Below are 23,188 nucleotides of genomic sequence, written 5' to 3' on the forward strand. Positions count from 1 at the left end.
ATCGCTAGATATTTGATATTAGTCCACGAAAAGCACGAAAGACACGAAAAAAAATTAAAAGACTCTTAATGACCGACTTACCTGCATTCCACGCTTAGCCAGTTTGATTATGAGTGCCACTTACAACTCATGAGAAGTTACGGTTCAACTGTTTTCGCCTTACAACCAGCACTAATGATTCAATTTCCTCACCCGTTTTTGGTGCTTTTCGTGCTTTTCGTGCTTTTCGTGCTTTTCGTGCTTTTCGTGCTTTCCGTGGACAAGATCAGCCTACCCAAACTCTGGCGTTCCTGAACAGGCGCATCCACGCACCGTATTCCTCCCAATCATCCGGGTGCCATGAATTTTGCAGCGTTCTGAAACAACGCTCGGGATGCGGCATCATAATGGTAAAGCGCCCGTCGGTAGTGGTCAGCCCGGTAATGCCGAACGGTGAACCGTTAGGGTTGGCAGGGAATTCCGTGGTCAATTCGCCGTAGTTATCGACATAACACAAGGCCACCGCACCGGCTTCCAGCGCAACCGCCGGATCCACAGCAAATTCTGCGCGCCCTTCCCCATGCGCAATAGCGACCGGCATTCTGGAGCCTTCCATACCGGCAAACAGTATCGATGGCGATTTTTGCACTTCGACCAAGGCCACCCGCGCTTCAAATTGTTCGGAGGTGTTGCGCATGAAACGCGGCCAGTGTTCGGCGCCGGGAATGATATCTTTTAATCCCGACATCATCTGGCAACCGTTGCAAACGCCCAAGCCAAAGGTATCTGGCCGCTGGAAAAATGCGGCAAATTCATCGCGGCAGCGCGGGTTGAACAGGATGGATTTTGCCCAACCGCCGCCTGCGCCGAGTACGTCGCCATAAGAGAAACCGCCGCAGGCAACCAGGCCGGTGAAATCGGCCAAGCCCACCCGACCATGAATAATGTCGCTCATGTGTACGTCGATGCTGGTAAATCCGGCGCGATCGAATGCCGCCGCCATTTCCACATGGCCGTTAACGCCCTGCTCGCGCAATATCGCGACTTTGGGTCTTGCAGCCGTTGCAAACACGGCGGTCACATCGTCATTGACACCAAAGGTCAGCTCAACATTCAAACCGGGATCTTCATCATCGGCGATGCGTTCGAACTGTTGCAGCGCGCATTCCGGGTTATCGCGCAAGGCCTGCATCTTGTAGCTGAGTTCGGACCAGAAGCTTTGCAATTCGGCACGACCGGCGGAGTAAATAACCTCGCCAAAATGGTGAATAGTTAATTGCTGCCCTGCATCCAATGGGGGCGACGCAAGGCGCCCAGGGCGACCGAAGTCGCCCCCACAATATTCGGACTGAGCCATGGCGTAATCAACAACCTTACCTATGACATAAACGCAATCTATCAAACCGGATTGGTTCAACAGCTCCACGATGTCCTTACAATCGCTTTGGCGCACCTGTAATACGGCACCCAGCTCCTCATTAAACAGCGCCGCCAGCACATCATCGCCCAGACTATCGAGCGTTAAGGTTACGCCCAGCCTGCCGGCGAACATCATTTCCGCCACCGTTGCCAGCAAACCGCCATCGGAACGGTCATGATAACTCAGCAGTCTATCCTGGCCGTTGAGCGTTTGTATCGCATCGAAAAAGGCTTTCAATAACCCGGCGTCATCCAGATCCGGGCAATCATCGCCCAGCTGGTTGTAGACTTGCGCCAGCACCGAACCGCCCAAACGGTTTTTACCGACACCCAGATCAAGCAAAATCAGGGCGCTGTCTTCATCAGGCACACAGCGCAGTTGCGGGGTCAGGGTAAGGCTAATATCGGCAACCGGCGCAAACGCGGTAATCACCAGCGATAGCGGCGCAGTCATGGTTTTTTCCAGGGAATCATCTTTCCACACGGTTTTCATCGACAAGGAATCCTTACCCACAGGTATCGCAATGCCCAGCGCCGGACACAATTCCATACCCACCGCTTTGACGGTATCGAACAGGGCCGCATCTTCGCCCTGGTAACCTGCGGCGGCCATCCAGTTGGCCGACAATTTGATTTTTTTCAGCGAATCGATGCCGGCGGCGGCAATATTAGTAATGGCCTCGCCTATCGCCATGCGCCCGGATGCCGGTGCGTCGATCACCGCAATCGGCGAGCGCTCGCCCATCGCCATCGCCTCGCCGGTCAGCGCATGAAAGCCGGAAGCCGTGACCGCAACATCGGCCACCGGCGTTTGCCAGGGGCCGACCATTTGATCACGGGCAACCAGTCCGGTGACCGAACGGTCGCCGATATGGATCAAAAAGCTTTTGTCGGCGACCGCAGGGAATGCCAGCACCCGCTTGACCGCATCACTAAGCTTGATGCCGCTAACATCCAGCGCTTGGGTGTTGGGTCGAACATGCTCGACATTGCGGTGCAGTTTCGGCGACTTGCCGAATAATACCGACATCGGAATGTCGACCGGCTGGTCGCCCAACAACTCGTCGCTCAACGATAAATGCTCTTGTTCGGTTGCCTCGCCGATTACCGCAAACAGGCAATGTTCGCGCTCGCAAAAGGCGCTGAATAAGGCCAGCGACTCGGGCTTAATCGCAACCACATAACGTTCCTGCGCTTCATTGCACCAGATTTGCATCGGCGACATGCCTTTATCGGCGTTATGCACCTTGCGCAATTCAAAGCGGCCGCCGCGATCGCAATCATGGATGATTTCCGGCACCGCGTTGGACAAACCGCCCGCGCCAATATCGTGAATCGACACGATCGGCGTATCGTTGCCCATCGAATTGCAATGATTGATGACTTCCTGACAACGGCGTTCCATTTCGGGATTTTCCCGTTGCACCGAGGCAAAATCCAGGTCTTCCGAACCTTCACCGGAAGCCTGCGAGGAAGCGGCGCTGCCGCCCAGCCCGATTAACATCGCCGGGCCGCCCAGGATGATGATCAGCGAACCGGCCGGTATCGGGTGTTTATCGACCAGCATCGGCCGGATGTTGCCCATTCCGCCTGCGATCATGATCGGTTTGTGATAGCCCCTAAATTCATGATCACTGCCCGGAACCGCTTGCTCGAAGCTACGAAAATAGCCGGTCAGATTGGGTCTGCCGAATTCGTTATTAAAGGCCGCGCCGCCGAGCGGGCCTTCCAGCATGATGGTCAGCGCCGAAGCGATACGCTCCGGCTTGCCGTTATCCGCTTCCCAGGGTTGGAGGAAACCGGGAATCTTCAAATGCGATACGGAAAATCCGGTCAAACCGGCTTTGGGCGAAGAGCCGCGCCCGGTTGCACCTTCGTCGCGAATCTCGCCGCCGGAACCGGTTGCCGCGCCCGGATAAGGTGAAATGGCAGTCGGATGATTATGAGTTTCCACCTTCATCAACAAATGCGCATCTTCTTCGACATAGGCATATTCGCCGGTCTGCGCATTGCGGATAAAAACCTGCGCCGATGAACCTGTCGCTACCGAGGCGTTATCGCTGTAGGCCGACAAGATGCCTTCCGGGCTTTTTTGGGCGGTATTGCGGATCATGCCGAACAAGGATTGCGCCTGCTCCACGCCGTCTATGGTCCAATCGGCATTAAAAATCTTGTGTCGGCAATGTTCTGAATTGGCCTGGGCAAACATCATCAATTCGACATCGGTCGGATTTCTGCCCAAGGCTTGAAAACTGTCGGTCAGATAATCAATTTCATCCTCCGACAAGGCCAGACCCAGTTCGGTATTGGCGCTAACCAGCGCGTCGCGACCCTGCGTAAGAATATCGACATGCAATAACGGCTTGGGTTGATGATGAACAAATAATTCGGGCTCAACGTCACCCTCTAAAACGGTTTGAGTCATACGGTCATGCAGTAATGCATTCACCGATAACGATAACGGCTCGTTAACATCCAGCGTGTACTCGATGCCCCGCTCGATACGATTAACCTCGGATAATCCGCAGCGCTGGGCAATCTCGGTCGCCTTGCTGGACCAGGGTGAAATAGTACCTGAACGAGGCACGACCAATAAATGCTGCCCCGAAATATCGATGCTGGCTTGCGTGGAGCCGTAAGCCAACAACTGATTCAGAATCCCGACCTGGCTTTCATTCAAGTCATTTTCAATATCCACAAAGTGAATAAACCGTGCCGAGACGGCCTTGATAGCAGGTTCTATAGCCTGAAGCTCAGCCAGTAATTTGTTAATACGAAAATCAGAAAGCGCGGAAATTCCAGAAATTTTTAACATTTGAAAAGAAGGTTCAAGGTAAAGGGCGAAAGGCGAAAGGTAAAAGGCGAAAGGCGAAACCCCGTTACCGCTTAGAGGCTTTTTTAGCCCTTAGCCTTTAGTCTTTCGCCTAAAAATAAATCACTTAGCCAAATCAGCTTTAATAGTGTCATGCAAGAGCGTCAACAATCGTAAACTTGTCTGATCAGCTACCGGTTGACGCTCGTTGCTCATGATAATTACGTCGGTCTTCTGGTTGTCTTCTACCAATTCGAGAACATACTCTTGTTCAGCAGTTTCAAATCCAGTAAAGAAAAAAACAACCTCGTCCCAAAAAGACCCGTCCTCGACTACCCGTTTGTTCGGGTCATACTGGACATGAAACAGCCTTTCTTCCTGATTGCGATTAGGCACCTCAATAGAATTTCGGCTTAAGGCTTTGCCAACCATACGCCAGGCTGTAATTGATGATGCCCCGATGCGTAATCGCTTTGTTCCCTGATCGGCGTCAACCAGTTCAACCTGAATTGATTTCCGGTCCAGATCCTGATCTGTTTCAGTTTGCGGAGCAGTTGGCTCAACACCGGGCGCTTCATCCGCCGAGTCAGAGACGGCGACATCGGTCGCTTCAACAACCGGAGCGGCAGAGGGAACTTTTGCAACTGAATCATTCGCCAGATCAGGCGGCAACACCAGCGGGGGGATTTCAGTCGTAAACTGATAATCCTTTTCTTTGTCTGGAAATAAATTTTTTATGTACGTGCAGGCAGATACATTAAGCAAAACCGCAACGATAAAGACTAAACTGATTTTAGTTTTCATAACATTATATAACTTCAGCCTGATGCATCGCATCACGAACCGCATCAAAGCAATCTTCAGTCAACCAGGTTAACGGCAAACGGATACCCTTCCCCATCAAACCCATTTCGGCAACCGCCCATTTAACCGGAATCGGGTTAGACTGAATAAACAGCATTTTATGTAATGCGACTAATTTTTTATCGATGGCTAAAGCGGTTTCTCCATCGCCCGCTATCGCTGCCATAATCATGTCATGCACCAGTCTTGGAGCAACATTGCCCGTTACCGTAATACTGCCGTTGCCGCCCAACAGACAAAATTCACGACTGGTCGCATCGTCGCCGGTATAGATCGCAAAATCATCGTTAGTCAAATCGCGAATTTTTTTGACTCTGGACAAGTCGCCGGTCGCCTCTTTAACGCCGACGATGTTCTTGATATGAGACAGGCGACCAACGGTTTCCGGCAGCATATCGCAGGCAGTGCGCCCCGGCACATTGTATAAAATCTGGGGAATGCCGACAGCCTCGGCTATCGCCTTGTAATGCAGATATAAGCCTTCCTGAGTAGGCTTATTATAATAGGGTGTCACGATCAGGCAGGCATCGGCTCCGGCTTCTTTAGCCAGACGGGTCAGCCTAATCGCTTCGGTAGTCGAATTAGCGCCGGTTCCGGCAATCACCGGGATTCTGCCGCCGACAAAGTCAACGACAGCTTGAATCACATCGCAGTGTTCATCTTCATCCAGCGTCGCCGACTCACCTGTGGTTCCGACAGCGACCAGAGCATCCGTTCCCTCTGCTATATGAAATTCCACCAGCCTTTTTAAGCTTTCCTTATCCACCGCACCGTGTTCATCCATCGGTGTTACTAAAGCTACGATACTACCTTGAATCATGAAATCTCTCGATCAGAATTAATGCGGTTATAAAACTGGCGACATTATAACAAGCAAATAACGAAAACTCAGCCTGATACGTCATTTTACGGACATCTAAATTCTGCAAAGCCTAAAAACCGGACTGCGAGCCTTGGGTTTTATTCCCCAGCAATCTTTTGTTTAATCCGCTTAACTTACTGGCAGTGACACAGAGCGTGTGAACGAGGTATAAACAGCGGCAATATAACGGGACATCGACAAGACCTCCATTTCCTCCTTTCATTACTTTAAAAGATAAGTCGTATTCTGTTATTATTAACAGAAAAATCAACATAGGACGACATGATCAAACAGGTTGATGAGCTTCGTGTAAACACCGAAATTGTAACGGACGATTACGACAGTCCGTGGAAAGAAGCGGTTGAACACTATTTTCCTGAGTTCATGGCATTTTACTTCCCTGATGCGTATGCAGAGATCGACTGGTCGAAAGGTTATGATTTTCTCGATCAGGAGTTACGGGCCTTGTCGCAGGATGCTGAACTGGGTAAACGCTTTGTCGATAAGTTAGTCAAAGTAACCTTGCTCAATGGCGATGAGAAATGGATTTACATTCATATCGAAGTACAGGGAACGCGGCAGAGTGAATTTGGTGAGCGAATGTTCGTTTACAATTATCGGATTTTTGATCACTACCGTCGGCCGGTAGCCAGTATGGCCGTGTTGGCGGACGAACATCCTGATTGGAAACCGACTTCTTACGGATTTTCAGTCCTAGGTTGCACACATACTCTTGAATTTCCTGTTGCCAAGTTGACCGATTACCATGACCAGCTAGATGAGTTACTAACAGCAGATAATCCATTTGCACTCATTACGGCAGCGCATATCCTGACTCAGCGTACCCGCAAGAATGACCAGGAACGCTACGAGGCCAAGCGACGCCTTGTAAGATTGCTATACCAACGTCACTGGGACAAACAACGCGTCATTGATCTGTTCACGGTTCTGGATTGGTTGATGCGCCTACCGGAAAGACTTGAGCAACAATTGTGGCATGAAATTACTGATATAGAGGAGCAAACAAAAATGCGTTATGTAACTACAGTAGAACGATTTGAAATTGAGAAAAGATTTCAGCAAGGTCTTGAACAAGGCGTAGTCCAAGGCGTAGTCCAAGGCGTAGTCCAAGGTGAATACAAGCTACTTAAAAAACAACTAGAACGCCGTTTCGGCACTCTACCTGCATGGGTTTCCGATAAACTGAGTAGCGCCGGTGAACAGGATTTGGAGCGCTGGGGTGAGGCTGTACTCACCGAGCCAACGTTAGATGCTATTTTCAACGAAAATACGCCCCACTAAGAAACGTGCATGAAATAACTTAATTTAAGTCAAACAACGGAAAATCAAGGTCGGGTTAGTGGACTATCAGTTTAAGACGATACAGTGTTAATAGACTACGATATGCGGAGTGCAAGCTTTGCTTGCAAACAGGCGAAGCCTGTACTCCGGCTACCCGCAATTTCCTTAAAAAACCTTTTAACATTCCTTATTCACCACGAAGAGCATGAAGGACACGAAGTTACCGCTTTTCTTCGTGTCCTTCATGGTAAATAATTTTTTGCTTTGTTAAAAAACTTTCTTGATTAGCAAGATACTTCAGCTATTCGCAGAAATCGTCATATCGGCAGGGATTGCCGGCATCTAGGCTACAGTGATGTAATCTCAATACGCCATCCTTGGCTTCTGGATTCCGGCACAAATCCGTCTGGAACGGATTTGCATTAACCCGAAAGGCTTCGGGCAGGACAGCCCGAAGTGAATCCCTGCCGGAACGACGTTGACTGTAAGTGTTGCGCATTGGCTGAAGATTCCGGCTAATCAGGAAAACTTTTGGCTTCCTACTTAACCTCAATCTTCCATAGTTGTCCTGCGAGGTGTGCGTCGTCCACCGATCCGCTATGCTTCATGTACTCCTTCAAAGACAAAACCTCTTTGACATAATGGCGCGTCTCAGGATATGGCGGGATAGTGTTATTGTATTTAATTACGGCATTTTCTCCGGCATTATAAGCGGCAACGGCAAGATTCAAATTTGAATCAAATAATTGTAATAAATGCTTTAGATACCGAGTGCCACCGTCTATATTCTGAACAGGATCTTCCCGGTCGGTAACGCCATAACGCCTGGCCGTACCGGGCATTAACTGCATTAAGCCCATGGCGCCCGCTGAAGAAACAGCAGTTGCATTATAGGAAGATTCAGCCTGAATAACAGCGTGTAACAATTTGGCATCAACCTGATGCCTGTCAGCAGCCTTAGCGATCAGATCCGCATATTTGTTTTTATTCATCTTAGAGGCGTAGCTACCCCGGCTTCTTGGCACGTAAGTTCTGGTTGATTTAGGTTTAACCTCAGCTACAACCGGACTTTTATCTGCAAAACCGTTCTCGTCCGAATAATATTCCTCACCATTAACATTGATGGTTATATTATAGGACCCTGCATAACTATAAGCGCTGCATCCTAGCGATATAATCAAACACAATGATTTTGTTATTACATCAAACATATAGTTATTTACTCCTATCTGAGCGAAAAAACGTCTAATTCTTAACTTGCGCAACCTTCCTGATTAGCAAGGAACCTCAGCCAGCACCGTCATTCCGGCAGGGATTGCCGGAATCCAGAACACAGGGATGTGAAAAATAGATCAAAAGCGGCTTCATGTGACTAAAAAATGGTCTGCGAGATCCAATGTTGCCATCCATGGCTTCTGGATCTCGGCAATCCCTGCCGGGATGACGAATCTTTTGTCACCAGCTGAAATATCTTGCTCTTAAGAAACACCCACAAGCCTTTGATTTATAAAACCTGAGAAGACTATTTCTTCGGAGCGATTTGCGGCGCGGGCCCCGATTAAGACGCTAATCAGGTCCTGATTTGCCGATCTACACAATTTTAACAGCCCCTAAACTGCAACGTTTTTTAAGTAAGAACGGAGTAAATTCTCTTCCCTTCATTATCTTCATGTCCTTCATGGTAATAAAAACAAGTTATGAACATTGTATTGCATCAGCACCCTCTTAGTGAGGGCGGATTTATCCGCCCTGGGCGAATGAATTCGCCCCCACATATGCTCAACTATTCATTATTTCATCATTCGTTTTTTGAATATGGTATCAATCTTTTTATTGGTGTCATCAGGATATTGAACCTGGGGCTTAACCATTGGTTTTGGCGCTTCAACAACGGGTGGGGCCGGTTGATAAACAACGGGTTGAACCTTGCGAGCGCAGCCTTCATTATATCTGTAGTCACCTATAGGCCTCACAAATGTCCATTTGGCCGGTTTACATACAAGGGTATCGGCCAGCTTTACAAAGGAATCATGCGGTTTAGGTATCATGAAAAGGGCAGTCAACGGACTGACTGCGGCATATACGGCTGCACCAATTATTGTTGCCGGCAAACCGAACACCGGCCTTAAAATCATTTCGCCCATCAGATCATAACCGTCGCTCTCAACCTCATGATTATCCGCAAAACTGGGCGCAGCCAAAGCCGCAAATAGTACAAAAACAACCGATTTACGTAATTTTTTCATTATTATTCTCCAAATTGACTAACGTGTATCATGCCTGATGCGAGGCCATTTAAGCTCCTACTTTTAAACCGACGCGCCTCACCGGAGCCCAGATTAACCAATACTTACCTGATTAGCAAGAAACCTCAGTCGGCACCGGATTTTTAATATTTAAAAAAGTTCGATACGAAACGCGAAACGCAGATGCCGGACGGGGTATTTGCCCCGTTCGTAACGTTTTACTCACACCATCAGACAAAATTTGCAACGGATGTCAGGTACGAGACTGTGAAAGTATTCGATATAGAAGAAATAACCATGAAGCACATGAAGAGCATGAAGATTTAATGCATTAATTGACTTGGCCTTTTCTTCATGTCCTTCATGAACTTCATGGTTACTCCTATCTGAGCGAAAAAACGTCTAATTCTTAACTTGCGCAACCTTCCTGATTAGCGTCTTAATCGGCCCACGCCGCAAATCGCGCCGAAGAAACAGCCTTCACAGGCTTTTATAAATCAAAGGCTTGTAAGGTGTTTCTTAAGAGCAAGGAACCTCAACCAGCACCGTCATTCCGGCAGGGATTGCCGGAATCCAGAACACAGGGATGTGAAAAATAGATCAAAAGCGGCTTCATGTGACTAAAAAATGGTCTGCGAGAGATCCAATGTTGCCATCCATGGCTTCTGGATCACGACAATCCCTGCCGAGATGACGAATCTTTTGTCACTAGCTGAAATATCTTGCTAATCAGGCCCTGATTTGCCGATCTACACAATTTTAACAGCCCCTAAACTGCAACGTTTTTTAAGTAAGAACGGAGTAATAATACTTTTTATGCCGTACTCATTCATTCTTTCACAGTCAGGTACGCCAGTCCCGCTCAGAACCACTCATCCTGAAGCTTCCCTGATTTGTTTAACCGCCGCTTCGATTTTTAAATTTAGCAGAATATTTCCTAAAAACAAACTGGCTTTACCGGCATCGCCATCAGCGCCGGTTAATAAAAAATCAGAACCCCTATGATCAACCTTAAACTCCGTTCTTATCCCACTCGGAAAAACCGCCATCAATTCCGAGGTGTCCCTTATCCCGGCGTGTCCGCCGATCTGTAGCTCCGAATAACCGTTATTCAACAAATAAGCACTTTGCGAATTAGCTTCATAATAATCGTTAACATGTAGCACTCGAATCCCTTCGCCTTGCCATAACCCGGTCAAGCGTTCCGCTACCCGTTTCTGCGCCGCCTGATTGCCGCCGCTGTCACCGATAAAGGCAATCGTTTTAAAACCATGCTGTTTCAAACTACGTGCAGTCGATTCCAAAACCACGTCAAACTCCGTTTCTGCTATCGACAGAGTTCCGGCAAATCTCATATGCCCATCAGCCGGGGCAATAGAGCCTTCAGGCACATAACTGATTACCGGCGCAACCAGCGTTTTGCCCAATGTTTCCGCTATCTTACCGGTCGTGTATTTCACGATATAATTGTGTTTGCCCAGAATAACATGCGGACCATTTTGTTCGGTACCGCCAGTCGGCACCAGCACAGTGGTTGAACCGTTCCTTATCGCGTCCCTGACCTCCTGCCAGGTCATGTCCTCCAGATAACCATTAACCGGGTAGTTCACCGGTTCCACACCCTTATTGCTCAAATAAACGGCCGGCAGCACAATGATCAAAAAAACCAACACCGATGCGTAGCGCTTGGGTTCTAAAAGCATATTCAATCTGAAATTATCATACAAATTCATAAACGGCATTAAATACAAACTCCAGAAAGTGGAAAACTTTTCATTCTCTTCGGCCCCCAAACCGAAAATAATCGTCTCCTTCACTTTAGGCACATACAAGGTTCCAAACAAACCGTCCCAAAAAGCGAAAGTAAAACCCAGATTCTTATCAAAATGCTGGGGCGCAGCACTATGATGGATCTGATGCTGAGCCGGACTGATAAAAATCCGGCTAAAAAATGGTCCCCAACTCCACCAGATATGCGAATGCCTCAGATTATAGCCCACCAGAAAAAACACGATCAAAATCACATTGACCCCGGCGACATTGTAAAAAACAACATCATGTCCCATCAAAAAAGTAGCACCACCCAATGCCAGGCCGGATAGCAGGCCGCCCAGACTAAACACCAGGATATTGTCTACCGGATGCATTCTGAACACCGTAATCGGCGTCATCACCTCCGCAGAATGATGAATCTTATGAAACTCCCATAACCAGGGAATCTTGTGTTGCAAAAAATGACTGAAAAACAGCGCGAAATCGGCGGCGACAGCAAGAAACAGCGTCAGCACCAAACCCATGCCGTATATCCCTTGCAATTTCCCATTGAATGAAGGTATCAGCATGTTTAAATTTGTTTCCGTTAAATAAGAAACAACAAAGGACAGCGACGAAAAAAAGATAACGATAAAAGACCCTTTAAACAGCATATCGGTATAAAAAAACAGATAATCATTCATCGATGATCGGTGCAGAATAATGTCTTTAGGAAACACATAAGCCATCAGGCCTATGCCCGAATTTACATAGTCCTGCTTACGGACAATAAACAGAAAAAAGGCTATCGCGAAAGCCGTCAGCAAATACAGCCAATAAATCCGGTCGGTATTCATAAAAAATAATGCAAACGGGGCGGTTAATTGATCAAGCATATCATTCAAACCTAAACAGGAAGTCAACCGAAAAATGTCATACGAACTGTTGTTCATAGTGCCATTGCTAAATGAAGTTGGCAACATAAGGATAATACTATCCGTCGTCATTCCGGCAGGGACTCACGTCAGGCTATCCTGCTGCCTGACGCCCTCCCTAGTTCCCACGCAACGCGTGGGAACTAGGTAATATCCTTTCGGATGATTGGCTTCCCGCATCGAATGGATAATACCGGCTAAGCGTAACGGGGTTTACAACCCCGTTATTCACGTTTTGTAGATTGCTGGAGTATTTAAACGTTTCAGACGGGGTTGGTTCTGGTTCCCATGCTCCCGCGTGGGAATCCATACTGACTCTGAATGTCACCATGCTTGCGTATGCATTCCCACGCGGAAGCGTGGGAATGAGCGAATAAAAGCCCCCTGAAACAGCATATCGGTATAAAAAAAACGATAGATGCCCGGTGCAGAATAATGTCTTTAGGAAACACATAAGCCATCAGGTCTATGCCCGAGTTTGCGTAGTCCTGCTTATGGACAACAAACAGAAAAAAGGCTATCGTGAACGCCGTTAGCAGATACAGCCAATAAATCCGGTCGGTATTCGTAAAAAATAATGCAAACGGAACGGTTAATTGATCAAACATATCATTCAAATCTAAACAGGGAATCTACCGGAAAATGTTATACCAACTATCGATCGTCGTGCCAACCCTAAACGAAGTTGGCAACATAGAGCTACTTTGCAACAAAATAGCTACCGTACTGAAAGAAATAAATTGGGAAATCATTTTTGTAGACGACAACTCGACTGACGGTACCAAGGAACTGCTCAAGAAGATTTCATCACAACATCGCCATATTAGAGCCATCCATAGAATAAACAGAACAGGCTTATCTTCGGCCTGCATAGAAGGCATGCTGGCCAGTAAAGCGCCTATCGTCGCGGTGATGGATGCCGATTTACAGCATGATGAAACCTTGCTGCCCACCATGTTTGCTGAGTTTTCCAAAAAATCATTGAACATAGCGGTAGCCAGTCGATTCGCAGCAGGTGCCGAACTGGGTGATTTTTCAGCAAAGCGAGAACTGTTATCGAATATCGGCAACCTATTAAGTAGGCTGGTATTAAAAGTTCGACTAACAGACCCGCTTAGCGGTTTCTTCATGCTTAGAAAAGAAGTATTACACGAACTATCCCCCCGGCTTTACGGCAAAGGCTTTAAAATCCTGCTGGATATTTTTGCTTCATCCAAAAAGCCGTTAAATTTTATCGAGGTACCGCTCAGGTTTAACACTAGACATAGCGGAGAAAGCAAACTTGATACCACCACCGCACTTGAGTTTATTGGCTTACTCTGTCATAAACTATTCGGCAAGATCATTCCGGTCAGATTCATCCTGTTCTCACTGGTCGGCTTGACCGGCATCGGCGTACATCTCTTGGTCCTGACCGTACTTCATATAGCCATAAATACCCAGTTCATATGGTCGCAGACCATAGCCACCTACATTGCGATGACCAGTAATTATTTTATAAATAACAGCTTCACTTACCGAGATAAAAAACTACATGGCAAAAAGCTGTTATTCGGATTAGTAAGCTTTTATCTGGTTTGTTCCCTAGGCGCTTTTTTAAATGTTGAGTTTGCCAGTCTCTTATATGAAAATAATTTCCATTGGGCTATCGCAGGCACGGCGGGCGCTTTGATCGGAGCTGTCTTGAATTATGGGTTATCTTCGATGTTTACCTGGAAAAAAACAAAAACCTAATGAACAATCTGATAAATATCGAAAAAACTGCCTCTGAATTTTAGTTTAAGATTTTTTATATCTATGGTAGATAAATTTTCAAACCGAATTGAAATAAGATAATCAAAATCCTGAGTCCAGTTTTCCCAATACACTTTAGCATGAGGAGCATACGTATAGCCATTCTTGTATTTGTTACTAACTAAATCATCAACAGTTAGCTGCGAACCCCACGCTGTATCGATATGTTCTGTTTTAATCGTTGGATAAATAGGAGTAACATAAGTAAAAAGATTTGGCCAGAAAGTTGAACGCTGGATTATAGATAAAGCAGACATGTGGTGATAAAGCCGTGCATCTAATCCACTTAAATTTCCGGTGTCATTCTGCACAGTTAATACTTTTGACCCAGGACTCACATATTGCAAAGCATTTTCGAATTCCTGATACTGCGGATTTATTCTATTCCAAATATTAGACACATAATATATTTTATAGCATGTAACTACAAGAACCAAACCCAATAAATACCTTCTAAAATATACAGTATTTTTATTATTTTCATCGAATTTGATAGAGACAACGAATAACACCATAAAAATAAAAGGATATCTAAAATCTGTACCCCAATTTCCTGCCAGCGAACTTGGCATTATAATTATAACCACGAGTAGAGTTAATAGAGGAATCTTCATTTTATTGTATATACTAACTCCACCTGGATAAATAATCCTTATGACTAAAATTGATATTAGTGTAAAAAGAATTTGTAATAAATCATTTTGACCATAATCAAAAGAAAATGGCGATAATAAAGCAACGATTTTTGTTGTTAAATCACCATAATTATAAAAAGTAACAACGCCATTCTTTACATTCCCATTCCACCAAATAACGAACAAAATAAACGGCAACAAGAATTGAGATATAATATTTATAATATTAGGCATAGATAATTTGTCATACGAATACTTAATCAATCCTAATTCGTAGCTAACAACAAAAATAGCATAAATACCAAGTGCATATAGATGGCAAAAGAAAAGCATTGTAGAAATAGAAGAAAATAACAGCACCTTTACAATATAGTTGATATTTCTTAATTTAACCCATAACCCCATTGCAACCAATGCAAGCCCTGAACTAACATAGTAATTTACAAAACCAAAGAACAGAACATGATTATATATAAATAAGAATATTGAAATAACCCACAAATCAATACTACCATTAATATACTTTCTAAGTAATAAAGCCCCAGAACATATAAATACAATACCGGAAATTAAAATAACCTTACCAACCAGGAATATATCAAAATATTTTGCTAAAATTCCTCCTAATCCTTCTATTATCGTATATGGCTTGATCTCCCACTTAACTAAATAATTTTCACTTAACCATTGATTATTATCTATATTTCCTTGAATATAAAAACTAGCCAAATGATTAGGATAATCAACTAAAATTGGATACTTAAACAGTATAAATGGACATATTGTTAATAAAAATAACAATACAAAACAACAAAAAATAAAATATCTATTATTATCGATTTTAAAATCTGACATTATCATTCTCTTGTGAACGTATAAAAATCATTAGCTGATTGTTGAAAAACTGACCAACCATCAGAGAGATTGAAAGAAATCATTTTTTAAAAAACATCTAACTATTTTCATCATATTAATCTAAAATTGTTTAGCTTTGATAACGTAACCGTTCAGACCCACTATTCAAAAACCAGCATTTTTTTATAAAAAATGCTGCAAGCCATTGATATTTGGTTCTCGCACTATAAAAACTGCGAAAATCTTAGAGGGGGTCTGAACGGTTACTTGATAACGCATTCTAAAATTAAACAATTTTAGAATAAGATGAAAACAATAAAAATATAGTTAAGGTTAATTAGCAACATCTGCTTACAATTACCGGTACACTTTAGGATAAGACTACAAGGTACTCTTGATCTACAGAAAATTCCAGGCAGCCTATAGAATACTATCAATCTGGCGATTTCTGAACCCAAGATACACGTAATCAGGAATTCAACCAAGAAGACTTGAGAATTGGCTCAATTTAAAATCAATCGAGTCTACTTTCAATACTACTACAAAATATTTATGAGCAAACAGGCGAAAAAAATGGGTAATAATTCCCCGCACCTATCTGTTGTTATTCCTGTGTACAAAGCTGAGGATTGCCTTGATGAACTTTATGGCCGCTTAAGGGTCACGCTGGAAAGCATATCACCAGATTTTGAAATTGTACTGGTTGAGGACTGCGGCGGCGACAACTCGTGGCCGATAATCAAACGACTGGCTGCAGCGGATTCTCGTGTGCGCGGCATCCAGTTCAGCCGCAACTTCGGCCAGCATTACGGTATCACCGCCGGACTGAATCATTGTCATGGTGATTGGGTGGTAGTGATGGATTGCGATCTACAGGATCGTCCCGAGGAAATTCCTCACTTGTACGCCAAGGCACTTACGGGCTATGACGTTGTGCTGGCGCGGCGCGGCATGCGATGTGATCCGCTACATAAACGCATGACTTCATGGTTGTTTTACAAGATATTCAGTTATCTGACCGATATAAAATACGACGGAGAAAGCGGTAATTTTCGTATCATATCGCGCAAAGTGGTAGTGAATTTCCGCCATATGGGTGAGCAACTACGTTTCTTTGGCGGACTTATACAGTGGATGGGCTTCCCTACTACCAGCATTGACGTAGTACACGACGAGCGTTTCGAAGGTAAGTCTACCTACACCTTCGCAAAGCTGTGGAAACTGGCTACCGAAACCATCATCGCCCACTCCGACAAACCGCTACGGCTGGCTGTACGTTTCGGCTTTCTGATGGCGTTCATTTCTTTTTGTTATGGAATATACATTCTTGGGTATGCGCTATTTTACAGCTCACCGATTCCAGGCTGGAGCAGTCTGATTGTTTCGTTATATTTCATCGGTGGTATCATTATTTCCATCCTTGGCATTCTAGGTATCTATCTTGGCAAGACCTTCGACGAAAGCAAAAAGCGGCCTCTGTATATCATAAGACGAGCAACATTCGATGAACCCGGTGCCGCTGATTAAGCCCACGCCGTGGGACACGGCGGCGTTCAGCATACCCACTTGGGAGTTACTAGAATACTCGGCGGCTGCGCTGCAACAGGCTTCACAGACTGTGGGCCATCACACCCTTAAAATAGATCCATTGGCGGATAAACGCCTGCTACACGAGTGTGGATTCTATTATTGTGATACTTTGATCGAACCATATTGTAATGTGGCTCAGCTTCGCACATCGCAGCATCCTGACGCGATCATCCTCAAAGAGGTCGACACAGAGCAGGCACTGGCAATTTGCCACGGTGCATTTGCTCATGGTCGTTTTCATCGCGATTTCAATCTGCCAAGAGCCGCCGCCGACCTGCGCTACGACAACTGGCTGGTGCAATTGCTTGAAGCACAGCATGTTTATGGTTTATATTGGCAGGGCGTACTAGCAGGGTTCATCGGCTATAGTGGCAATAACCTAGTATTGCATGCGCTGGCGAAAAAATACCGTGGCAAGGGTTTGTCGAAATACTGGTGGAGTTCCGTATGTAACGAACTGCTAGCCAATGGAAACGAGACAGTGAAAAGCTCAATTTCCGCAACCAATCTCGCTGCTCTTAATCTGTATGTTTCTCTCGGCTTTTCCTTCAATAACCCGCAAGATATTTATCATCGTTTGGTGTGATGAGTTACTTTCTATGCTCCAACTAATTCGTTATGGCTTGATAGGCGTAGCTAGTAATACAGCAATTTATTTTGTTTACTTCCTCCTTACCTATCTCGGTGTTGAACCAAAATCAGCAATGACTTTAGTGTATATTATCGGCGCATCCATCGGATTTGTTGGCAATCAGAAATGGACATTCGCACATCGCGGTGACTCTTCCAGTGCGGCTCTGCGTTATGTGCTGGCTCATTTATTTGGATATCTGCTCAATTTCCTAATCCTTTTTACTTTTGTTGACCGCCTTGGTTATGCCCATCAATGGGTTCAGGCTGTGGCGATAATAATCGTCGCCGGGTTTCTCTTTATCGTCTTTAAATATTTCGTTTTTCGCGAAAGAATATAGCGCACCAGAAAGAATATGAATATCGGTTTCAAAACTCACTATTTCAAAGAACTGGCGGAATTAGAGTCGGGAAACTTTTGGTTTCGTGCCAGAAATAAGCTCATTCTTTGGGCACTACACAAGTATTCTCCGGAGCTGAAATCCTTCCTTGAGATCGGATGCGGAACAGGGTTTGTGATTTCGGCCATATCAAAACGGTTTCCCGAGACCAGGTTATCAGGAAGCGAGTATTTGGAAGAGGGATTGGTGTATGCTCGGCAGCGTGTGCCCGGCACCGAATTCACGCAAATGGATGCCAGACAGATTCCTTATGAATCAGAACTGGATGCAATCGGCGCCTTCGATGTGTTGGAACACATCGAAGATGATGAGACCGTCCTGCAACAAATTTACAAAGCACTTAAATCCGACGGTATTGTGTTCATCACTGTTCCACAACATCGGTGGTTGTGGAGCTCGGTTGATGAATATGCCTGCCATGTCCGGCGATATTCTGCCAATGAACTACATCAAAAAGTTTGTAGGGCGGGGTTTGAGATCATTCGAAGCACTTCATTTGTTAGCACGCTACTGCCGGCAATGTATCTATCCAGATTGTTGCAAAAGAACAAAACGAACATGAACATGGATGATGTGGCTGGATTGCGTGTAAATCCCATCCTTAACAAACTTTTTGAATGGTTGCTAAATTTTGAATTGGTACTTATCCGTGTTGGTGTTGCCTTACCCGTGGGCGGCTCAAGATTGCTGGTTGCCCGCAAACCGATGATAATATAAAAGGACGCATAAAAGATGAATGTAATCAGTATCCCTTTCAACAAACCCTACATGACAGGTCGCGAACTCTGGTATATCGCGCAAGCACATACTAATGGTCATCTTTCGGGTAATGGTATTTTTACAAAAAAATGCCAATCTTGGCTTGAAGTACAGACTAAAACCCAAAAGGCATTACTTACTCATTCTTGCACGGCTGCACTGGAAATGGCGGCGATTCTGGCTAATATTCAGCCCGGCGATGAAGTTATAATGCCTTCTTATACCTTTGTTTCAACTGCCAACGCCTTTGTGCTGCGCGGAGGAATCCCAGTTTTTGTGGATATTCGTCCGGACACCCTCAATATTGATGAAACCAAAATTGAGGCAGCGATTACCGCCAAAACAAAAGCGATCATACCGGTACATTATGCTGGAGTAGCCTGCGAAATGGACTCCATCATGGATATAGCCCAGCGTTACGATATTTTGGTCATCGAGGACGCCGCCCAAGGAATTATGTCTACCTACAAAGGACGTCCACTAGGTTCCATAGGCCACATGGGAACCTACTCCTTCCACGAGACCAAGAATATCATTTCTGGTGAAGGCGGTGCTTTGTTGATAAACGATGTTCGCTTTGTAGAGCGCGCTGAGATCATCTGGGAAAAAGGCACAAACCGCAGCCAGTTTTTTCGTGGACAAGTGGATAAATATACTTGGATAGATATCGGTTCATCGTATTTGCCGGGTGAAGTTATTGCAGCGTTCCTTTTCGCACAGATCGAAGAAGCTGATCAAATAACCCAAAAACGGCGCGAAATCTGGTCTGTTTTTCATCAGGCCCTCGCGCCGCTAGAAAAATCCGGGAAGTTGCGTCGCCCTGTTGTTCCTCCTGAGTGTGAAAAAAATGCCCATATGTATTATATTTTATTGCCCAATTTAACAATTCGCAACCATGTCATTGAGCAACTTAAGGCATCTGACATACATACAGTGTTCCATTATGTTCCACTTCACGATTCGCCTTTTGGAAAAAATCATGGACGTATGGCAGATGATCTTCCCGTTACCCGTATGGCGTCAAATTGCTTGTTACGTTTGCCGCTTTGGCTGGGTGTCGAGGTTCATCAACAGAAAATCATCAATGAATTAACAGCCTGCTTGATTTAATGTTAATCGTGCCGATTTCAATCACTTCAGAAACATCTTGTAGCCCCCCTATTAATTATAATTTTTGACTCGTAACATCGAACATTGAAACTGGTTCTTTGATGCTTTCGAATTACAATTTCCTTTATATGACGTATTTAGTCTCAACATTTTAAAAACCCATGAATGAAATACAACGCACAAGAACGCTCTTTTTATTGATTATCGGTTACCTTACCTTTCTTATCACTGTCTATTTTAACACCGAATACGACTCTTATTGGCATATTAGGGTAGGCGAATGGATAGTTAACAATCTCAAGGTTCCTGATACGGGAATTTTTTCTCATACCAAAGCCGATGCGCCCTGGACGCCGCATTCCTGGCTGTCCGAAGTTATCATGCATTTGATCTTCAATGTCGCAGGATGGCCTGGCCTGGTTGTGATGGGCGTTGCTGCAACCACGCTAAGCATTTTAATTATGCTCAAGTATTTGTTGGAAAAGCTTCCCCCAATGCGCGCCTTATACTTGATGCTGATGGCCTATGGGATGTTAACCACTCATATAATGCCGCGCCCGCACATTTTGGCTTTGCCGATCATGACTTTCTGGTTTGTACAATTGCTTAAAGCCAGCGAACAACACAAAGCCCCTCCCCTTTATCAAGCTTTGCTACTTATTTTATGGGCCAACATCCACGGCAGTTTTTTAATTGGCATTGTTTATGCCCTGTTTTTTGCATTCGAATCGGTAGTAACCGCGCCGCCAACAATCAATCGAACCGTACTGATTAAACAATGGGCAATATTTCTAGTCGTTTCCATTGCATGCCTTATGGCAACCCCCTTTGGAATAGATGGCGTATTACTTCCTCTTCAACTGACGGACCAAAGCTACTCGATGAGTATCATTAGCGAGTGGCTTTCTCCCAATTTCCAGACTTTTCAGTTTCTTGAACTCTGGATTGTGGTTATTATCATTTTTGGCTTTACCCAAAAAATGGAGATGCCTCTGTTAAGATTAATTTTCTTAATCGGCTTAATCCACCTGTCGTTAAAGCATTGCCGTTACGCATCTGACTTGATGTCTCTGCAGATGCCCTTATTATTAGCTGCGCCGCTTGCAAAACACTGGCATGCTGCTAGCCAGGACAACAAATTTACCCTGGCTTCATTATTACCCGTTACAACGCTAGGCAAAGCTCTTATTATTTCGGCGCTGTTGAGTTGCTCGGTTTATATCTTTGCGTTCAAGGACATTGAGTTTCCGCTCAGCAAAAGGATCAATTCAATGCTAGCGACCATCCGCCAGGCTGAACTGCCTGGAAAGGTGTTTAACGACTACAATGTAGGGGGCTTTTTGATTTACCAAGGCTTCGATACCTTCATTGATTCCCGCGCCGAACTTTATCAAGATGATTTTATTAAATCAATTATGGAAGCCTCGTCGCTTGCCGGCGGTGAAAAACCGCTTGAAACCTTGCTCAAGCAATATGACGTCACTTGGACTTTTTTAACGGCCCAAAGCCCAGCCATCACCTATTTTAATATGCATCCTGACTGGATTCCGGTCTATGCCAATGAGTTTGCGGTTATCCATGTGCGTAAGGGGCGATGGTCGCAGCAGTCTATCGATCAACTCAAGCTGGAATTGCAAAAGCAATCCGACTCTACAGCGGATAAAATTTTACAATAAGCGCATTGCATTAACATGCCTGGTTATTATTAATATTATATCGCCGTCATTCCGGCAGGGAATGCCGGAATCCAGAACACAGGGATGTGAAATATAGATCAAGATGTTTATGCCCTTCGGGTTAATGCAAATCTGTTCCCGCCTGCTGCCACGGTTGGTTTGCGTAGCTCACGTCCCTGTAGTCTGGATACCGGCAATCCCTGCCGGTATGACGCTGTTTTCGTTTAGCTGATGGTTTTCACGTATACATATTAATTTTTTTTGTCAGGAATTCACATCGGAATATTCGGCCTGTAGCCATTCGAACATAGGTATTTACATCCACACACATTGTCGTCATTCCGGCAGGGAATGACGGAATCCAGAACACAGGGATGTGAAAATGGATCAACAAATGGTTTCATGTAGCTAAAAAATGGTTAGTGATTTGAGGGTTGCCATCCATGGCGTCTGGATCCCGGCATTCCCTGCCGGGATGACGATCTGCGTAGCTCGGTAGAGCGCCCAAGTTTCGTCAGACTCACTGGGAAGCGGGTGTCCAGTGCCGGCAATCAATGTGGGAGCGATGCCCTCGTCGCGATGAGGGCATCGCTCCCACATTGGTATAACATCAGTGCCATCAAATTTTAAATAACTGTCCCGGATTAAATGGAAAGCTGATGTTTATGTTATTTAATTTTCATTCCTTAGAAATGGCATAAACCCCGTCCCGCTTGGGAGGCATTATATGAACATGCCTGGTTATCATTAATATTATATCGCCGTCATTCCGGCAGGGAATGCCGGAATCCAGAACACAGGGATGTAAAATATAGATCAACAAATGGTTTCATGTAGCTAAAAAATGGTTAGTGATTTGAGGGTTGCCATCCATGGCGGCTGGATCCCGGCATTCCCTGCCGGGATGACGCTGTTTTTGTTTGGCTGTCGATATTTAGGTATGACGCTGTTTTTATTTAACGGCCTTTATTTTTAGGTATGACAATTTTTTTGTTTGACTGACGATTCTTGCTAATCAGGTTTAATTTTGACGATATGGCATTAAATCATCAGACTTTTCTCTAGAACATGTTATAAGAAAAGCTTTAGGTTCCGGACGGGGTTGCAATCCCATATGTGCCAACTTAAGACGGCTGGACGGGTTATTTAACCCGTCCACACGTTTAATAGCCCAATGCAACTAATTGATCGAAGGGGCTTTAAACGTTGAGGCCGGGGTGGATGCCGCGACATAAATACATTATATTTCAAAAATTTGGATATTAAGTTGGCAATTGGCGCATATAAGCATGTTGCCCTATCCGAAACGTTTTGTGTTGGTTAATTGTGACTCTTTAGCTTAGGAATCGCATAAACGTTAGGGACGGGGTTGCAAACCCCGTCCCGCTTGGGTTTAATTTTGACGATATGGCATTAAATCATCAGACTTTTCTCTAGAACATGTTATAAGAAAAGCTTTAGGTTCCGGACGGGGTTGCAATCCCATATGTGCCAACTTAAGACGGCTGGACGGGTTATTTAACCCGTCCACACGTTTAATAGCCCAATGCAACTAATTGATCGAAGG

At 45.1% G+C, this 23,188-nt stretch carries 17 protein-coding genes; 8 read left to right on the plus strand and 9 right to left on the minus strand.

The genetic code is table 11. The annotated features are described in order from the left end of the window. Positions 1–265: 265 nt before the first annotated feature. The 3 genes from purL to dapA all read right to left on the minus strand — a co-directional run bounded on the left by purL (position 266) and on the right by dapA (position 5,894). Positions 266–4,213, minus strand: a complete 3,948-nt coding sequence (gene purL / locus RW114_RS07095; protein WP_340122042.1) for a phosphoribosylformylglycinamidine synthase — start codon at positions 4,211–4,213, stop codon at positions 266–268. 120 nt (positions 4,214–4,333) lie between these two features. After that, positions 4,334–5,014: an outer membrane protein assembly factor BamC gene (gene bamC, locus RW114_RS07100; protein WP_340122043.1), complete on the minus strand. Its 681-nt coding sequence runs from the start codon at positions 5,012–5,014 to the stop codon at positions 4,334–4,336. A gap of 4 nt (positions 5,015–5,018) precedes the next feature. Next, complete coding sequence (gene dapA / locus RW114_RS07105; RefSeq protein ID WP_340122044.1) at positions 5,019–5,894, minus strand: 4-hydroxy-tetrahydrodipicolinate synthase; 876 nt, start codon at positions 5,892–5,894, stop codon at positions 5,019–5,021. Positions 5,895–6,218: 324 nt separating this feature from the next. On the opposite strand from dapA, the gene RW114_RS07110 reads away from it, so the two are divergent. Beyond that, complete coding sequence (locus tag RW114_RS07110) at positions 6,219–7,238, plus strand: RpnC/YadD family protein (RefSeq protein ID WP_340122045.1); 1,020 nt, start codon at positions 6,219–6,221, stop codon at positions 7,236–7,238. Positions 7,239–7,539: 301 nt separating this feature from the next. Here the strand turns inward: RW114_RS07110 and RW114_RS07115 are convergent, their stop codons facing one another. The 5 genes from RW114_RS07115 to RW114_RS07135 all read right to left on the minus strand — a co-directional run bounded on the left by RW114_RS07115 (position 7,540) and on the right by RW114_RS07135 (position 12,779). Beyond that, a complete protein-coding gene (locus RW114_RS07115) occupies positions 7,540–7,737 on the minus strand; it encodes a hypothetical protein (protein WP_340122046.1) in 198 nt (65 codons plus the stop codon). Positions 7,738–7,777: 40 nt separating this feature from the next. After that, entirely contained in the window at positions 7,778–8,449 is a 672-nt protein-coding gene (locus RW114_RS07120) for a lytic transglycosylase domain-containing protein (RefSeq protein ID WP_340122047.1), read from the minus strand. Between the two features lie 579 nt (positions 8,450–9,028). Beyond that, positions 9,029–9,484 (minus strand): hypothetical protein, encoded by a 456-nt coding sequence (locus RW114_RS07125; RefSeq protein WP_340122048.1) that lies wholly within the window; start codon positions 9,482–9,484, stop codon positions 9,029–9,031. 872 nt (positions 9,485–10,356) lie between these two features. After that, entirely contained in the window at positions 10,357–12,132 is a 1,776-nt protein-coding gene (locus RW114_RS07130) for a creatininase family protein (protein ID WP_340122049.1), read from the minus strand. 302 nt (positions 12,133–12,434) lie between these two features. After that, positions 12,435–12,779: a hypothetical protein gene (locus RW114_RS07135; RefSeq protein ID WP_340122050.1), complete on the minus strand. Its 345-nt coding sequence runs from the start codon at positions 12,777–12,779 to the stop codon at positions 12,435–12,437. A 34-nt stretch (positions 12,780–12,813) separates the two neighbouring features. On the opposite strand from RW114_RS07135, the gene RW114_RS07140 reads away from it, so the two are divergent. Further along, positions 12,814–13,905, plus strand: a complete 1,092-nt coding sequence (locus tag RW114_RS07140) for a glycosyltransferase (protein ID WP_340122051.1) — start codon at positions 12,814–12,816, stop codon at positions 13,903–13,905. On the opposite strand, the gene RW114_RS07145 is transcribed toward RW114_RS07140, so the two are convergent. After that, positions 13,902–15,455 carry a hypothetical protein gene (locus RW114_RS07145; RefSeq protein WP_340122052.1) on the minus strand — a complete coding sequence of 518 codons (1,554 nt, stop codon included), beginning with the start codon at positions 15,453–15,455 and terminating at the stop codon, positions 13,902–13,904. The two genes, RW114_RS07140 and RW114_RS07145, sit on opposite strands and share 4 nt — an antisense overlap. 552 nt (positions 15,456–16,007) lie before the next feature. On the opposite strand from RW114_RS07145, the gene RW114_RS07150 reads away from it, so the two are divergent. The 6 genes from RW114_RS07150 (at position 16,008) to RW114_RS07175 (ending at position 21,621) form a co-directional block, all read left to right on the plus strand. Next, positions 16,008–16,982, plus strand: a complete 975-nt coding sequence (locus tag RW114_RS07150; RefSeq protein ID WP_340122053.1) for a glycosyltransferase family 2 protein — start codon at positions 16,008–16,010, stop codon at positions 16,980–16,982. Beyond that, entirely contained in the window at positions 16,960–17,631 is a 672-nt protein-coding gene (locus tag RW114_RS07155; protein ID WP_340122054.1) for a GNAT family N-acetyltransferase, read from the plus strand. The genes RW114_RS07150 and RW114_RS07155 overlap by 23 nt, the downstream gene beginning before the upstream one ends. Before the next feature lie 13 nt (positions 17,632–17,644). Beyond that, positions 17,645–18,016 (plus strand): GtrA family protein, encoded by a 372-nt coding sequence (locus RW114_RS07160; protein ID WP_340122055.1) that lies wholly within the window; start codon positions 17,645–17,647, stop codon positions 18,014–18,016. Positions 18,017–18,031: 15 nt separating this feature from the next. Continuing rightward, positions 18,032–18,793: a class I SAM-dependent methyltransferase gene (locus tag RW114_RS07165; protein ID WP_340122056.1), complete on the plus strand. Its 762-nt coding sequence runs from the start codon at positions 18,032–18,034 to the stop codon at positions 18,791–18,793. 15 nt (positions 18,794–18,808) lie between these two features. Next, on the plus strand, positions 18,809–19,945 hold the full coding sequence (rffA, locus tag RW114_RS07170) for a dTDP-4-amino-4,6-dideoxygalactose transaminase (RefSeq protein WP_340122057.1): 1,137 nt from the start codon (positions 18,809–18,811) through the stop codon (positions 19,943–19,945). 425 nt (positions 19,946–20,370) lie between these two features. Continuing rightward, positions 20,371–21,621 carry a hypothetical protein gene (locus RW114_RS07175; RefSeq protein ID WP_340122058.1) on the plus strand — a complete coding sequence of 417 codons (1,251 nt, stop codon included), beginning with the start codon at positions 20,371–20,373 and terminating at the stop codon, positions 21,619–21,621. Positions 21,622–23,188 lie beyond the last annotated feature (1,567 nt).

This window comes from Methylobacter svalbardensis (assembly GCF_037671525.1).
GTDB classification, from domain to species: domain Bacteria; phylum Pseudomonadota; class Gammaproteobacteria; order Methylococcales; family Methylomonadaceae; genus Methylobacter_A; species Methylobacter_A svalbardensis.

Excerpts from the sequence above, each read along its gene's own strand:
- RW114_RS07145 (WP_340122052.1), bottom strand. The coding sequence starts at position 15,455 with ATGTCAGATTTTAAAATCGATAATAATAGATATTTTATTTTTTGTTGT.
- RW114_RS07160 (WP_340122055.1), top strand. The coding sequence starts at position 17,645 with ATGCTCCAACTAATTCGTTATGGCTTGATAGGCGTAGCTAGTAATACA.
- RW114_RS07175 (WP_340122058.1), top strand. The coding sequence starts at position 20,371 with ATGGGCGTTGCTGCAACCACGCTAAGCATTTTAATTATGCTCAAGTAT.
- RW114_RS07125 (WP_340122048.1), bottom strand. The coding sequence starts at position 9,484 with ATGAAAAAATTACGTAAATCGGTTGTTTTTGTACTATTTGCGGCTTTG.
- RW114_RS07120 (WP_340122047.1), bottom strand. The coding sequence starts at position 8,449 with ATGTTTGATGTAATAACAAAATCATTGTGTTTGATTATATCGCTAGGA.
- RW114_RS07130 (WP_340122049.1), bottom strand. The coding sequence starts at position 12,132 with ATGCTTGATCAATTAACCGCCCCGTTTGCATTATTTTTTATGAATACC.
- rffA (WP_340122057.1), top strand. The coding sequence starts at position 18,809 with ATGAATGTAATCAGTATCCCTTTCAACAAACCCTACATGACAGGTCGC.
- RW114_RS07155 (WP_340122054.1), top strand. The coding sequence starts at position 16,960 with ATGAACCCGGTGCCGCTGATTAAGCCCACGCCGTGGGACACGGCGGCG.
- RW114_RS07115 (WP_340122046.1), bottom strand. The coding sequence starts at position 7,737 with ATGCGCAACACTTACAGTCAACGTCGTTCCGGCAGGGATTCACTTCGG.
- dapA (WP_340122044.1), bottom strand. The coding sequence starts at position 5,894 with ATGATTCAAGGTAGTATCGTAGCTTTAGTAACACCGATGGATGAACAC.
- RW114_RS07150 (WP_340122053.1), top strand. The coding sequence starts at position 16,008 with ATGAGCAAACAGGCGAAAAAAATGGGTAATAATTCCCCGCACCTATCT.
- RW114_RS07165 (WP_340122056.1), top strand. The coding sequence starts at position 18,032 with ATGAATATCGGTTTCAAAACTCACTATTTCAAAGAACTGGCGGAATTA.
- RW114_RS07140 (WP_340122051.1), top strand. The coding sequence starts at position 12,814 with ATGTTATACCAACTATCGATCGTCGTGCCAACCCTAAACGAAGTTGGC.
- purL (WP_340122042.1), bottom strand. The coding sequence starts at position 4,213 with ATGTTAAAAATTTCTGGAATTTCCGCGCTTTCTGATTTTCGTATTAAC.
- bamC (WP_340122043.1), bottom strand. The coding sequence starts at position 5,014 with ATGAAAACTAAAATCAGTTTAGTCTTTATCGTTGCGGTTTTGCTTAAT.
- RW114_RS07110 (WP_340122045.1), top strand. The coding sequence starts at position 6,219 with ATGATCAAACAGGTTGATGAGCTTCGTGTAAACACCGAAATTGTAACG.
- RW114_RS07135 (WP_340122050.1), bottom strand. The coding sequence starts at position 12,779 with ATGTTTGATCAATTAACCGTTCCGTTTGCATTATTTTTTACGAATACC.